Source organism: Kitasatospora sp. NPDC001159 (assembly GCF_053598235.1).
This window is the reverse complement of sequence record NZ_JBSFJV010000004.1, coordinates 62,804-77,160: the sequence shown is the minus strand read 5'-3', so window position 1 is coordinate 77,160 and position 14,357 is coordinate 62,804. Positions and strand designations below refer to the sequence as shown.

General features: G+C 72.5%; 8 protein-coding genes. 5 read left to right on the top strand and 3 right to left on the bottom strand.

Annotated elements, in window-relative coordinates; all coding sequences use genetic code 11:
• Window positions 1-778: 778 nt before the first annotated feature.
• A complete protein-coding gene (gene glgP, locus ACWC9T_RS03670; RefSeq protein ID WP_449819401.1) occupies window positions 779-3,520 on the top strand; it encodes an alpha-glucan family phosphorylase in 2,742 nt (913 codons plus the stop codon).
• 19 nt (window positions 3,521-3,539) lie between these two features.
• Entirely contained in the window at window positions 3,540-3,746 is a 207-nt protein-coding gene (locus ACWC9T_RS03665) for a hypothetical protein (RefSeq protein ID WP_449819400.1), read from the top strand.
• On the opposite strand, the gene ACWC9T_RS03660 is transcribed toward ACWC9T_RS03665, so the two are convergent.
• The 3 genes from ACWC9T_RS03660 to glgX all read right to left on the bottom strand — a co-directional run bounded on the left by ACWC9T_RS03660 (window position 3,743) and on the right by glgX (window position 9,894).
• Window positions 3,743-5,716, bottom strand: coding sequence for an ABC transporter ATP-binding protein (locus tag ACWC9T_RS03660; RefSeq protein ID WP_449819399.1), 1,974 nt, complete (start codon window positions 5,714-5,716; stop codon window positions 3,743-3,745). The two genes, ACWC9T_RS03665 and ACWC9T_RS03660, sit on opposite strands and share 4 nt — an antisense overlap.
• Window positions 5,713-7,560: an ABC transporter ATP-binding protein gene (locus tag ACWC9T_RS03655; protein ID WP_449819484.1), complete on the bottom strand. Its 1,848-nt coding sequence runs from the start codon at window positions 7,558-7,560 to the stop codon at window positions 5,713-5,715. The genes ACWC9T_RS03660 and ACWC9T_RS03655 overlap by 4 nt, the downstream gene beginning before the upstream one ends.
• Before the next feature lie 105 nt (window positions 7,561-7,665).
• Window positions 7,666-9,894: a glycogen debranching protein GlgX gene (gene glgX / locus ACWC9T_RS03650; protein WP_449819398.1), complete on the bottom strand. Its 2,229-nt coding sequence runs from the start codon at window positions 9,892-9,894 to the stop codon at window positions 7,666-7,668.
• 242 nt (window positions 9,895-10,136) lie between these two features.
• Here glgX and ACWC9T_RS03645 point away from each other — a divergent pair, with 242 nt between their 5' ends.
• The 3 genes from ACWC9T_RS03645 to ACWC9T_RS03635 all read left to right on the top strand — a co-directional run bounded on the left by ACWC9T_RS03645 (window position 10,137) and on the right by ACWC9T_RS03635 (window position 14,333).
• The gene (locus ACWC9T_RS03645) at window positions 10,137-11,372 is read left to right on the top strand and encodes a L,D-transpeptidase (RefSeq protein ID WP_449819397.1); all 1,236 of its coding nucleotides are present in this window, start codon (window positions 10,137-10,139) and stop codon (window positions 11,370-11,372) included.
• Window positions 11,373-11,671: 299 nt separating this feature from the next.
• A complete protein-coding gene (locus tag ACWC9T_RS03640) occupies window positions 11,672-12,931 on the top strand; it encodes a L,D-transpeptidase (protein WP_449819396.1) in 1,260 nt (419 codons plus the stop codon).
• Between the two features lie 187 nt (window positions 12,932-13,118).
• Window positions 13,119-14,333 (top strand): L,D-transpeptidase, encoded by a 1,215-nt coding sequence (locus tag ACWC9T_RS03635; protein ID WP_449819395.1) that lies wholly within the window; start codon window positions 13,119-13,121, stop codon window positions 14,331-14,333.
• The last annotated feature ends 24 nt before the right edge of the window (window positions 14,334-14,357 follow it).

Sequence of the window (14,357 nt, the reverse complement as noted above, 5' to 3'; positions counted from 1 at the left end):
CGACCGCCACGGACGCCCTGGGCGACGGCATCGCCGGGTCTGTCCGAGTGTCAGAATCCATCCGTCCGGTGGATTCCGCGACCGCTGCGTCGTGGGTTTCGGCCACCGGTGTGGACTGGTCCCGCGTGTCGCCGTGCATGCCAAACTCCTGCCCGAGATCGGCGGCAGCTCCCGCGGGCCGGGGGGGTCGGGCCAGGGGAGTGCCGGGAGGACTGCTGGGTGGGGAGGACGTGCGACCGGAATCCTGCCCGCGCCGCTGTCCCCGGCAACCTGCCCGGCGCCCGCCGCGCCGGTGGCGGTACACCCCGGAGCCCGTGCGCGTCCCGGCGCACGCCGCCAGGGGCACGCTCCTGGCGGCCCGGTCCACCCGTGAACGAGCCGACCGAGGGCGAGGACACGCGTCACCGCGCGGTGAGCGCCGAATGGGTTAAGGAAGAAGGGGAACGATCAACGCGAAATGGATTCGGACGTGCTGCTTCACGGCGACGGGAGGCGTCCCCGCAGCACCGACGACCTTCGGTCATCCTCGCATCGGGAGCCAGGTTTTCGCAGCGGTACGACAGTAGTTTCGGGCTTTGTCCGGCGTGGACGGGCAACCGGAAATGGATCTGTTCCGCAGAGTTCACGCATTGGTAGCGCGAAGCCCCGGAATGTGCGCCGCGCGCGCCCCCTGTGCAGACCAGTGCGCCGAATGCGATCTCATCAATAGGCCGAACGGATGCCCAATAGCCCACTTGACCCACTAACAGGGCGATCCCGAAGGCTACGCTTCACGCCTGTGAAGGCAATCCGCAGATTCACCGTCCGCACCGTCCTGCCCGAACAACTCCAGCCGTTGCACGAGCTGGCCCTCAACCTGCGCTGGTCCTGGCACCCCGAGACCAGGGACCTCTTCCGGTCCGTGGACCCGGAGGTCTGGGCGGCGACCGGCGAGGACCCGGTGCGGCTGCTCGGGGAGGTCCCGGCCGCCAGGCTCGCCGCGCTCGCCGCCGACCGGCGGTTCCTGCGCAGACTTGGCGACCTCGCCGACGACCTGCGCGAGTACCTCACCGGGCCGCGCTGGTACCAGACCCGGCTGGAGGCCGACGCCACCCCGCCGCCCGCCGCGATCGCCTACTTCTCGCCCGAGTACGGCATCGCCGCCACGCTGCCCCAGTACTCCGGCGGCCTCGGCATCCTGGCCGGCGACCACCTCAAGGCGGCCAGCGACCTCGGCGTGCCGATCATCGGCGTCGGGCTGTTCTACCGGCACGGTTACTTCCGCCAGTCCCTCAACCGGGACGGCTGGCAGCAGGAGCGCTACCCGCTGCTGGACCCGGACGAGCTCGCGGTCAGCCTGCTCCGGGAGGCCGACGGCACCCCCAGCCGGATCGACCTCGCCCTGCCCGGCGGCCGCACCCTGGCCGCCCACATCTGGAAGGCCCAGGTCGGACGGGTCCCGCTGCTGCTGCTCGACTCCGGCATCGAGGCCAACTCACCCGCCGAACGGGACGTCACCGACCGGCTCTACGGCGGCGGAAGCGAGCACCGGCTGCTCCAGGAGATGCTGCTCGGCATCGGCGGCGTCCGGGCCGTGCGCGCCTACTGCCGGCTCACCCGCCACCCCGCCCCCGAGGTCTTCCACACCAACGAGGGCCACGCCGGCTTCCTCGGCGTCGAACGCATCCGCGAACTGGTCGCCGCCGGCCCAGCCGCCCCCGACGACGTCGGTCTGGACTTCGCCGCCGCCCTGGAGTCCGTCCGGGCCGGCACCCTGTTCACCACCCACACTCCCGTCCCGGCCGGCATCGACCGCTTCGACCGCGAGCTGGTCGCCCGTCACTTCGGCGGCGACGCCGCGCTGCCCGGCGTCCCGGTCGAGTCGGTGCTCGGGCTCGGCGCCGAGACCTGGCGCGGAGGGGACCCGAAGCTGTTCAACATGGCCGCCATGGGCCTGCGGCTCGCCCAGCGCGCCAACGGGGTCTCCACCCTGCACGGCGAGGTCAGCCGCTCGATGTTCAACGGCCTCTGGCCCGGCTTCGACCCAGCCGAGGTGCCGATCACCTCGGTCACCAACGGCGTGCACGCCGCCACCTGGATCGACCCGGCCGTGGTCCGCCTCGGCGCCACCGAGATCGGCGCCGACCGCGCCGAGGAGGCGATGACCACCGGCGAGACCCAGCGCTGGACCGGCCTGGAGCGGATCGGCAACCCCGAGATCTGGGACCTGCGCCGAAGCCTGCGGGCCCAGCTGGTGGACGAGGCCCGGCGCCGGCTGCGTGCCTCCTGGCGCCAGCGCGGGGCCGGCGAGGCCGAGCTCGGCTGGGTCTCCTCGGTCCTCGACCCCGACGTGCTCACCATCGGCTTCGCCCGCCGGGTGCCCTCGTACAAGCGGCTCACCCTGATGCTGCGTGACCCGGAGCGGCTGCGCGCCCTGCTGCTGCACCCCACCCGGCCGGTGCAGATCGTGGTCGCCGGCAAGGCCCACCCGGCCGACGACGGCGGAAAGCGGCTGATCCAGCAGATGGTCGCCTTCGCCGACGACCCGACGGTGCGGCACCGGATCGTCTTCCTGCCGGACTACGACATGGCGATGGCGCAGCACCTCTACCCGGGCTGCGACGTCTGGCTGAACAACCCGCTGCGCCCGTTGGAGGCCTGCGGCACCTCCGGGATGAAGGCCGCGCTCAACGGCTGCCTCAACCTGTCCGTCCTGGACGGCTGGTGGGACGAGTGGTACGACGGCCAGAACGGCTGGGCGATCCCCACCGCCGACGAGGGCAGCGGCGTGCTCGACCCGGAGAGCAGCGAGGCCGAGCGGCGCGACGACATCGAGGCCGCCGCGCTGTACGACCTGATCGAGAAGCAGGTCGCCGCCCGGTTCTACGACCGGGACACGGACGGGCTGCCGCACCGCTGGATCGCCATGGTCCGGCACACCCTGGTCACCCTCGGTCCCAAGGTGCTGGCCGGGCGGATGGTGCGGGAGTACGTGGAGCGGCTGTACGCCCCGGCGGCGCTGGCCGAGCGGGAGCTGAGGGCGGAACTCCCGCCCCGAGCCGAGGGAGGCGTCGGCACCGGGGCCGAGTGCCCGGAGGCGGGCGGGCGGGTCACGGCCGCCCGTGAGCTGGCGCTCTGGAAGGCGAAGGTCCGGGAGGGCTGGCCGACCGTGCGGGTCGAGCACGTCGAGGCCGACTGCCCGGCTGAGGCACAGGAGCTGGGCAGTTCGCTGGCGCTGCGGGTGCAGGTCGCGCTCGGGTCGCTGGAGCCGGGCGACGTCGAGGTGCAGGTGGTCTCCGGCCGGGTGGACGAGACCGACGGCATCTCGGACGCCTCGGTGCTCGCCCTCAAGCCGGTCGGCGGTCCGGACCTGGACGGCCGCACCCGCTACGAGGGCTCGCTGGAGCTCTGCCGCACCGGCCCGTTCGGCTACACCGTCCGGGTGCTGCCCGCGCACCCCCGGCTGGCCTCGCCGGCCGAACTGGGGCTGGTCGCCCTCCCGGCGGAGTCGGCGGGGATGGACGCGGGGCTGCTGCGCTGACACCCGCGGGTGCCGACACGTGATCGACTCCTCGACGGTCGCCGGCCAGGTGCTGCCGGGCGGCACGCTGGACGTGGCCGGGCAGGCGGACCGCCCCTCGCCGGACCGGCACACCGACTTCACGGCGGACGGCGGCCCGGCCGCGCTCCCAAGGGGTGGCGGCCCGGCCGGGTGCGTGACGGCGCACCCGGCCGGGCACATTCGGGGGCCCGGCGACAGGCACTAGACCAGGCTGTCCCGCCAGGCCTGGTGGAGGGCGGCGAAACGGCCGGAGCCGTCGATCAGTTCCTGCGGTGAGCCGTCCTCGACGATCCTGCCCTGGTCCATCACCAGGACGCGGTCGGCGATCTCCACGGTGGAGAGCCGGTGCGCGATGATCACCGCCGTCCGGCCGGCCAGCACGGTGCGCATCGCCCGCTGGACCGCCTGCTCGCCGGGAACGTCCAGGGAGCTGGTGGCCTCGTCCAGGATCAGCACGGCCGGGTCGGCCAGCAGGGCGCGGGCGAAGGCGACCAGCTGGCGCTGGCCGGCCGAGATCCGGCCGCCGCGCTTGCGCACATCGGTGTCGAAGCCGTCCGGGAGCGCGGTGATGAACTCGTGGGCGCCGATGTCGCGGGCGGCTTGCTCGACCTCGGCCCGGGTGGCGCCGGGGCGGCCGATCGCGATGTTCTCCGCGACGGTGCCGGAGAACAGGAAGGACTCCTGGGTCACCATCACCACCCCGCGCCGCAGTTCGGGGGTCGCGAGGTCGCGCAGGTCCACCCCGTCCAGCCGGATCCGGCCGTCGGTCGGGTCGTAGAAGCGGGCCAGCAGCTTGGCGACCGTCGACTTGCCCGCGCCGGTCGCGCCGACCACCGCGACCGTCTGCCCGGCCGGGATCAGCAGGTCGAAGGGCGGCAGCACCTCCTTGCCGGTGCGGTAGGCGAAGCGGGTCCGCTCGAAGGAGACCTCGCGGCCCTTGCCGACTGATACTCGCCCAATCGCCTCCGGGCGCTCTGACCCGGTGCCGACGCTCTCCGCTCCCGCACTCCCTCCTTCGTCGGTCGCTTGTCGCTCATCGCTTTCGGCACCGGCGCGCCCTTCGGCTCGGGGCGGTGGCGGAAGCTCCACGGGCTCGGTCGGCTCGGCGACGGTCGGCTCGTGGGCCAGCAGGCCGGCGATCTTCTCCAGCGCCGCGGCGGCGGCCTGGTAGCTGTTCAGGAACATCGCCAGCTGGTCGATCGGGTCGAACAGGCGGCGCAGGTAGAGCACGAAGGCGGTGAGCACGCCCAGCTCCAGCGCGTCGTCCACCACCAGGTAGGCGCCGAGCAGTACGACGCCGGTGGTCCAGAGGTTGGCGGTGGCGCGGGAGAGGCCGACGTAGCGGGCGAGTTCCAGGAACCCCTCCGCGTTGGCCGCGGAGGACTGCGAGTTGACCACGGCGAAGGCGGCGTCGTTGCTCTTCTCGCGGCGGAAGGCCTGCACCGGGCGGATGCCGTTCATGGTCTCGGTGAAGCGCACGATCATCGCGGCGGCGGCGGTCCGCGAGCGGCGGTAGACCCGGCGGGAGCGGGTGCGGAAGGAGTGGGCGATGAGGGCCAGCGGCAGGATGGAGAGCAGCGAGGCCAGGCCGAGCCGCCAGTCCAGCACCACCAGCAGCGCCGAGATGTAGCAGACCGACAGGAAGACGGTCAGCAGCTCCTGGAGGCCCTCGGAGAGCAGCTCGCGCAGCGCGTCGATGTCGCTGGTGGCGCGGGAGATGATCCGGCCCGAGGTGTAGCGCTCGTGGAAGTCCAGGCTGAGCCGCTGGGCGTGCCGGAAGATCCGGCCGCGCAGCTCCAGCAGGATGTCCTGGTTGATCCGGGCGCTGATCTTGATGAACGCCCACTGCAGCAGCGGGCTGAGCAGGGCGCAGAAGAGGTAGCCGGCGACCACTGCGACCAGCGGGCCGGAGTCGTGCTCGCGCAGGGCCGGGATGCCGCGGTCCATCGCAACGGCGACCAGCAGCGGGCCGGACTGCAGCGCGGCCTGCTGGACCAGGATCACCACCATCGCGACGGCGATCCGGGCCCGGTGCGGGCAGAGCAGCGAGCGCAGCAGTGCCCTCGGCGCGCCGGGCGGGACGGGGATGTCCTCCTCGTCGTCCGGGGGCGGGGGCAGCTCCTCCTCGACCGGTTCGGCCTGGGCGGGCTGGGCGGGCTGGGCGGTGGTGGTCATCGGGTGCGGCTCCTGTCCAAGGCGAAGGGGCCGTCCGGCACGAGGGCGGCCTCGCCCGACATCAGTTCGCGGTAGTGCGGACAGTCGCGCAGCAGCTCCTGGTGGGTGCCGACGGCCTCGATCCGGCCGTCCGCGAGCACCGCGACCCGGTCGGCGAGCAGCACGGTGCTGGGGCGGTGGGCGACCACCAGGGCGGTGGTGGAGCCGAGCACCTCGCGCAGTGCCCGTTCGACCAGCGCCTCGGTATGCACGTCGAGGGCGGAGAGCGGGTCGTCCAGGACGAGGAAGGCCGGCTCGCCGACCACCGCGCGGGCCAGCGCGAGGCGCTGGCGCTGGCCGCCGGACAGGCTCAGGCCCTGTTCGCCGACCTCGGTCTCCACCCCGGCCGGGAGCTTGTCGACGAAGCCGGCCTGGGCGGTGGCGAGGGCGGAGCGCAGCTGCCGCTCGTCCGCGCCGGGGGCGCCCATCAGGACGTTCTCCCGGACGGTGGCGGAGAACAGGGTGGGCTCCTCGAAGGCCACCGCGACCAGTGCGCGCAGCTTCTCCCGGGGCAGCTCGCGGATGTCCCGGCCGTCCAGGGTGATGCGGCCGGCGGTGGCCTCGTACAGCCGGGGGAGCAGTGCGGTGAGCGTGGTCTTGCCGCTGCCGGTGGCGCCGACCAGGGCCATCGTCTCGCCGCTGCGGATGTGCAGGTCGATGCCGGCCAGCAGGTCGGGGCTGTCGGCGGGGGCGTCGGGGTAGCGGAAGCGGACGCCGGTGAAGCGGATGCCGTCCGAAGCGCCCGGGGCCTGTCCGGCGGTGGCGGTGCCCGGGTCCTCGGTCTCGGGTTCGTCCATGACCTCGAAGAAGCGGTCGGTGGCGGTGGCGGCCTCGTTGGCGTAGGCGAGCAGCCAGCCGAGCGACTCGACCGGCCAGCGCAGCGCGAGCGCGGTGGAGAGGAAGGCGACCAGGGTGCCGGCGCTCAGCTCGTCGTGGGCGACCAGGTAGGCGCCGACGGCCAGGGCGCAGCCGAGGGCGAGCTCCGGCAGGCCGACGATCACCGCCCACAGGTTGGCGAGCAGGTGGGCCTTGCGCAGTTCGGTGCGGCGCAGCCGGTGGGACTGTTCACGGAAGTGCTCGGCCATCGAGCGGTGGCGGCCGAAGGCCTTGAGGACGCGGATGCCGAGGATGGACTCCTCGACCACGGTGGCGAGGTCGCCGTTCTGGTCCTGGGCGTGGCGGGCGGCGCCGGAGTAGCCGGACTCGAAGCGCCGGGTGAGCACGAACAGCGGCGCGGCGGGCAGCAGGACGATCAGGGCGAGCCGCCAGTCCTGGGTGAACATCACCACGGTGCCGGCCAGGAAGGTCACCGAGTTGACGACCAGGAACACCAGGGGGAAGGCCAGGAAGAGCCGCATGGCGTTCATGTCGGTGGTGGCCCGGGAGAGCATCTGGCCGGAGCCCCAGCGGTCGTGGAAGGAGACCGGCAGCCGCTGGAGCTTGGCGTAGAGGTCGGCGCGCATGGTGGCCTCCAGCCGGCCCAGCGGGCGGGAGAGGACCACCCGGCGGGTGTAGAACAGCGCGGCCTCGACCATGCCGAGGAGCAGCAGCAGGCCGACCGGCGGCCAGAGGCCGGCGAGGTCGCGCTCGGCGAGCGGGCCGTCGACGATCCGGCCGAGCACGACCGGGACGGCGAGGGTGCTGAGCATGGCGAGCGAGGCGGCCGACACCGAGACGGCGAGCCGGCCGCGCACGGCCCGGGCGTAGGGCCACAGGCGCAGCAGGGAGCGGACCGTGGAGCGGTGACTCCCGATCACGGCGTCATCGTCTTGTCGGTTCTCGGCCATCGCGGTGAGGGTAGGCAGAGAGCCCGTCACTTCTCATCCGGTTTTTCGCCCCTGTCGGCGGCGTCCGGCGAGAACCGGCCACCCGGACGGGCGGGGCGCGGGCGGAGAGCAGGGCGAGGCCGGTCACGCCGCAGGCTTCTCCGGATCACTGTGGGCGGGCGCGCGCAGCAGCTGGAGCGAGCGCCCGCCGAGTACCACCGCGCCCCGCGGGTGCGGCTCGCCCGTGCCCGCGGTGGCCGTGTCGACCACCGTCTCGTACGCGGCCTCCGGTGCCGCCCAGGGCTCGCCGGGCAGGGTGAACGCGACCGGTTCACGGCCCGCGTTGAGCAGCAGCAGGAAGCTGTCGTCCCACGACGGCCGCCCGGTCTCGTCCCGTTCGGACATCGCGCCGCCGGAGAGCAGCATGCCGAGGCAGGCGGTGGGGGCGAACCAGTCCGCCTCGGTCATCTCCTTGCCGAGCGGGGTGAACCAGGCGAGGTCCGGCTGGCCGCCGGGGGTGGCGGCCCGGCCGGAGAAGAACGCCCGCTGGCGCAGCACCGGGTGGGCGCGGCGCAGCCGGATCAGCCGGGCGGTCAGCTCGCACAGCTCCCGCCAGCCGGGCTCTTCCAGCAGCGACCAGTCGAGCCAACTGACCTCGCCGTCCTGGCAGTAGGCGTTGTTGTTGCCGCCCTGGGTGCGGCCCAGCTCGTCCCCGGCGGTGATCATCGGGACGCCGGCCGAGAGTAGCAACGTGGCCGTCAGGTTGCGCAGTTGGCGCAGCCGCAGGGCGTTGACCTCGGGGTCGGTGGTCTCGCCCTCGGCACCGTGGTTCCAGGAGCGGTTGTCGTCGGTGCCGTCCCGGTTGGCCTCGCCGTTGGCGTCGTTGTGCTTGCGGTCGTAGGAGACGAGGTCCCGCAGGGTGAAACCGTCGTGCGCGGTCACGTAGTTGACGGAGGCGTACGGGCGGCGGCCGCCGCGCTGGTAGAGGTCGGAGGAGCCGGAGAGCCGGTAGCCGAGCTCGCGCACGTCGGGGCGGGCGCCGCGCCAGAAGTCCCGTACGGTGTCGCGGTACTTGTCGTTCCACTCGGCCCACAGCGGGGGGAAGCCGCCGACCTGGTAGCCGCCCGGGCCGACGTCCCAGGGCTCGGCGATCAGCTTCACCCGGCTGAGCAGGGGGTCCTGGGCGACGGCGGCGAGGAAGGGGTGCTCCATGTCGACCCCGTCCGTGCCCCGGGCCAGGGCGGCGGCGAGGTCGAAGCGGAAGCCGTCCACGCCCATCTCGGCGACCCAGTAGCGCAGCGAGTCGGTGATCAGCCGGATCACCTGCGGGCGGCGGGTGTCCAGGGTGTTGCCGCAGCCGGTGTAGTCGGCGTAGCCGCGCGGGCGGTGCGGGGCGAGGCGGTAGTAGGCGGCGTTGTCGATGCCGCGCAGCGAGAGCGCCGGGCCGAGTTCGCCGCCCTCGGCGGTGTGGTTGAACACCACGTCGAGGATCACCTCGATCCCGGCGGCGTGCAGGGCGCGGACCATCCGCTTGAACTCGCCGACCTGGCCGCCGCGGGAGCCGGAGGCGGAGTAGCCGGCGTGCGGGGCGAAGTAGCCGATCGTGTTGTAGCCCCAGTAGTTGACCAGACCGCGGGCCTGTAGGTGGTCCTCGCTGGCGTACTGGTGCACCGGCAGCAGCTCGACGGCGGTGACGCCGAGGCGGGTGAGGTGGGCGACGGCGGCGGGGTGGGCCAGGCCGGCGTAGGTGCCGCGCAGGTGGGGCGGGACGTCGGGGTGACGCATGGTGAAGCCGCGGACGTGGAGTTCGTAGAGCACCGTCTCGGCCCAGGGGGTCTTCGGGCGGTGGTCGTCGTACCAGTCGTCGTCATCGTGGACGACCACGGACCTGGGCACGTAGGGGGCGGAGTCGCGGTTGTCCCGGACGGTGTCGGCCACGTCGGCCTCCGGCCAGTTGCGGACGGCGGAGCAGGCGGCGTCGTGGGAGGTGTAACAGCCGTCGACGGCGCGGGCGTACGGGTCGAGCAGCAGCTTCGCCGGGTTCCAGCGGGCGCCGGTCCACGGGTCCCAGCGGCCGTGCACCCGGAAGCCGTAGCGGGCGCCGGGGCGTACGCCGGGCAGGAAGCCGTGCCAGATCTGGAAGTCCTGCTCGGTGAGGCGGTGCCGGCTCTCCCGGCCGTCCTCGTCGAACAGGCACAGGTCGACGGCTTCGGCGCCGCCCGCCCAGAGCGCGAAGTTGGTGCCCTCGCCGCCGCTCTGGTCGGTTCGGAAGCGGGCGCCGAGCGGCTGCCAGCTGCCGGGCCACGGTGGCTCGGCGGTGTCCGGACCGCCGTTCGGCCGCACCCCGGCTTCCAGCTCCTGCCCTGACGCCATGGCCGTACCCTCCCTGGACGGGGTGTCCCGGACCCCGTTCACCTTTTCTTTCCCGGATTGAGGGGGGAGGAAGCCGCTGAACGGAGGCTTACCGGCGGATGGCGGGCGGGGGGTCGTGTGCCGGGTGGGCGGGGGAGCGGGCCCGATTCCGTGCCGCTCCGCGTGTCCCCGCCCGGTTCGCCGTCGTTGTTCCCGGCGTCGGACGCTCCAGGCGTCGGACCCGAGTAGTGGGAGGCCCCGGGATGCGGCGCCGAGTTCGGGTGTGGGCACGGCGCGCGGTGGTGGCGTGCTGGTGCCTCGTGGTGCTCACGGGGTGCGGCGGCGGTGGCTCCCCGGCCGTCCCGGCGGAGGACCGGGCCGCGCCGGGCGCGTCGTACACCCCGCCCCCGCCGCCGTCCCGGACGGTGCTCACCGCGCTGCCCGCGGACGGCGCCCAGGACGTGCCGCCGGAGGGCCCGGTGCGGGTGAACGCCACCCAGGGGCGGCTGGTCTCGGTCCGGCTGGCCGACGCCAGGGGCGCCGAGCTGCCCGGCACCATCAGCCCGGACGGCGCCACCTGGGCGCCGGACGACCCGTTGCCGCTCGGCACCGCCTTCACCCTGGACTCGGTCGCCGAGGACGACCAGGGACAGCGGGCGGCCCAGCACTCGGCGTTCTCGACGGTCGCCCGGGCGCACACCTTCGTCGCCTTCTTCACTCCGGAGGACGGCTCCACGGTCGGCGTGGGGATGCCGGTCTCGCTGCGTTTCAGCCGCCCGATCACGGACCGGGCCGCGGTGGAGAAGGCCGTCCAGGTCACCGCCGACCCGCCGGTGCCGGTGGCCGCGCACTGGTTCGGCAACCAGCGCCTCGACGTCCGCCCGCAGCGGTACTGGGCGGCCGGCACCAAGGTCACCGTGGCCCTGCGGCTCAAGGACGTGCAGGGCGCGCCGGGCGAGTTCGGCACCCAGAACCGGGACCTGCACTTCACCGTCGGCCGGGCGCAGGTCTCCACCGTCGACCTGGACGCGCACACCCTGACCGTCCGGGCCGGGCAGGGCGGCAAGGTGGTCCGGGTGCTCAAGGTGTCCGGTGGTAGCCCCGACCACTCCACCTACCGGGGGGTGATGGTGGTGTCGGAGAAGTACAAGCTGACCCGGATGAACTCGCAGACCGTCGGGATGGGCGACGAGTACGACATCAAGGACGTCCCGCACGCGATGCGGCTGACCACCTCCGGCACCTTCCTGCACGGCAACTACTGGGCCGACCCGGGGGTGTTCGGCACCGCCAACACCAGCCACGGCTGCATCGGCCTGGCCGACACCAAGGGCGGCACGAGCAAGGACACCCCGGCGGGCTGGCTGTTCGAGCACACCGTCCCGGGGGACGTGCTGGAGGTGAAGGCCTCGGCCGGGGACTTCGTGCCGCCGTCGAACGGGCTGGGCGACTGGAACGTGCCGTGGGACCAGTGGGTGGCCGGGAGCGCCCTGCGCTGACCGCCCGCCGTCTTCACCCGTGATTCACCCCCGTTCCACCCACCTCCCCCGAGTTTTCGCTCAGACGGCCCAGCTATCCTGCTCCGGCGCGTCGGGGTCGCCCCGAGCCGAAGGGGCGCGCCGGTGCCGAAAGTGAGGAGCGACAAGCGAGGGACGAGCGCCGGAGCGACGAGCTTCGGCACCGGGTCCGAGCGCCCTGGAGGCGAGCGGGCGAGTAGCAGCGCGAAAGATCGGCGCCCGGTGCAACTCATGGGGGCACTCAACGCGTCAAGAGAGTGGACACCGGGAGGGGACATTCCGTGAAGACGGGTAAGGCGGCCAGTGCCGCGATACGCACCAGCAACCGCTACGGGCGCAGGGCTGCGATGGCGTTGGTCATGGGTGGGGTGCTGCTGCTCACCGCGGCGTGCAACGACGACAAGGGCGGTACGTCGGGCGACGCCGCCGCGACGGCGTCGGCGGACGCGAACGGGACGGCCGCCCCGGGGGGCAATGCGGCCGCGCCGAAGGCCTCGGCGGCCGTGCTCGCGGTCGAGCCGAAGGACGGCGCCCAGGACGTCGCGCCGAACGCGCTGCAGGTGTCCGTGTCCAACGGCAAGCTCACCACGGTCGAGGTGACCGACAAGAACGGCAAGCCGGTCGAGGGTGCGATCACCCCGGACGGCACCGGCTGGAAGCCCTCGGCGGGGCTCGCCGTCGGCATGGCGTACAAGGTGAACGCGCAGGCCAAGGACGACGCCGGGATGGTGTCCGCGTCGACCACCTCGTTCACCACGCTGACGCCGGAGAAGAAGGTCTCCACCAACGACAACATCAGCGACGGCGCCACCTACGGCGTCGGCATGATCGTCTCGGTGAACTTCAGCAGGAACGTCAAGAACAAGGACGCCGTCCTCAAGGGCATCTCCTTCGAGGCCAGCGACGGCACCACGGTCAAGGGCCACTGGTTCGGCGACAACCGGCTCGACTTCCGCCCGGAGAACTACTGGAAGCCGGGCACCAAGGTGACCGTCAAGTACCGGCTGAAGAGCGTCGAGGTCGCGCCGGGCATCTACGGGGACGTGGACAAGGACGAGCCGTTCACCATCGGCCGCTCCATGGTCTCCACCGCGGACGCCAAGTCGCACCAGATGACCATCGAGCGGGACGGCACGAGCACCACCGTGCCGATCACCACGGGCGCGGACGCGACGCCGTCCTGGGGCGGGACGATGGTGATCATGGAAAAGGAGAAGGTCACCCGGATGAACTCGCAGACCGTCGGCCTCGGCGGCGAGTACGACATCCAGGACGTGCCGCACGCGATGCGGCTGACCACCTCCGGCACCTTCGTGCACGGCAACTACTGGGCGAACCCGGCCCCCTTCGGCAAGAGCAACGGCAGCCACGGCTGTGTCGCGATGGCCGATGTGAAGGGCGGCAGCGACTCCTCGGTCGCGGGCAAGTTCTTCAACGACTCGATGGTCGGCGACGTCGTGAAGATCGTGAACACCAAGGAGAAGACCGTCGCGCCCTCCAACGGGCTGGGCGGCTGGAACGTGTCCTGGGCCAACTGGTAGGCCCGGGGGGTTTGTCGCCGGGCGGCCCGAACCTCACCCGTTGGGGTGGTCGGGCCGCCCGGTTTTCGGGGCAAGAAGCCCCTCGAATGGCGCAACCTTTCCGATGGCCGGGCGCGTGTAGGGGGCGGGTCCTCCGGTAGGTCGGGTGCGTCGGGGTCCACGGGGAGTTCTGAGGGAGGGATCGACGTTGAGGTCGATACGCAGGGTGGTGGCCGCCGGTCTGGTCGGCGGGGCGATGGCGCTGACCGCGGCCTGTGGCGGTGGTGACGGGGGCGGGAGCGCCGCGAAGGCCGATCTGGGGGCCGGTGCGGCCGCCTCCAAGCCCGCCGCCGCGACGACCAGTTCGGCGCCGAAGGTGTCGGCGGCCACGGTGAGCATCGAGCCGAAGACCGGCGCGGTGGACGTGGCTCCGGGCGCCCTCAAGATCGGAGCGGCCGGCGGCAAGCTCACCACCGTCAAGGTGAGCGACAAGAGCGGCAAGGAGGTCCCCGGCACGATCGCCGCGGACGGTGCCAGCTGGACCCCGTCCACCGGTCTCTCGGTGGGTACCGCCTACCAGGTCAGCGCGATGGCCGCGGACGCCAACGGCGTGGTGGCCACGGCGGACAGCAGCTTCACCACGCTGACCCCGGAGGCGCTGGCCAAGGCCTCCGACAACGTGGACGACAACGCCACCTACGGCGTCGGCATGATCGTCTCGGTGGACTTCAGCAAGGACGTCAAGAACAAGGACGCGGTCGCGAAGGGGATCACCTTCGAGACCGACAACGGCACCGCGGTCAAGGGCCACTGGTTCGACGACCGCCGGCTGGACTTCCGCCCGGAGCAGTACTGGAAGCCGGGCACCAAGGTGACCGTGCACTACCGCCTCAAGAGCGTGGAGATCGCCCCGGGGGTGTACGGCACCGACCGGGACGAGCCCTTCACGATCGGGCGATCCCAGGTTTCGACGGTTGACGCCGCGACGCACAAGATGACGGTGGTCCGGGACGGGCAGTCGAGCGACATCGACATCACCTCCGGCTCGACCGAACACCCCACCTGGAACGGCACGATGGTCATCATGTCCAAGGAGGGCACGGTGCGGATGCAGTCCAGCACCCTGCCCGGCATGACCGGCTCGCCGTACGACCTCCAGGTGCCGCACTCGATGCGGCTGACCACCAGCGGGACGTACGTGCACGGCAACTACTGGAGCGACGCCTTCGGCGAGGACAACGTCAGCCATGGCTGCGTGGGTCTGCGCGACGTCAAGGGCGGCGGGGGCGGCACCTCGATGGGCAAGTTCTACGACGGCTCGATGGTCGGGGACGTGGTGATCGTGAAGAACTCCACCAAGAAGGAGACGCTCGACCCGGCGAACGGGCTGAGCGGTTGGAACGTGTCGTGGAGCCAGTGGTAACCGCCGGGTAGGGGCGTCTTGAGG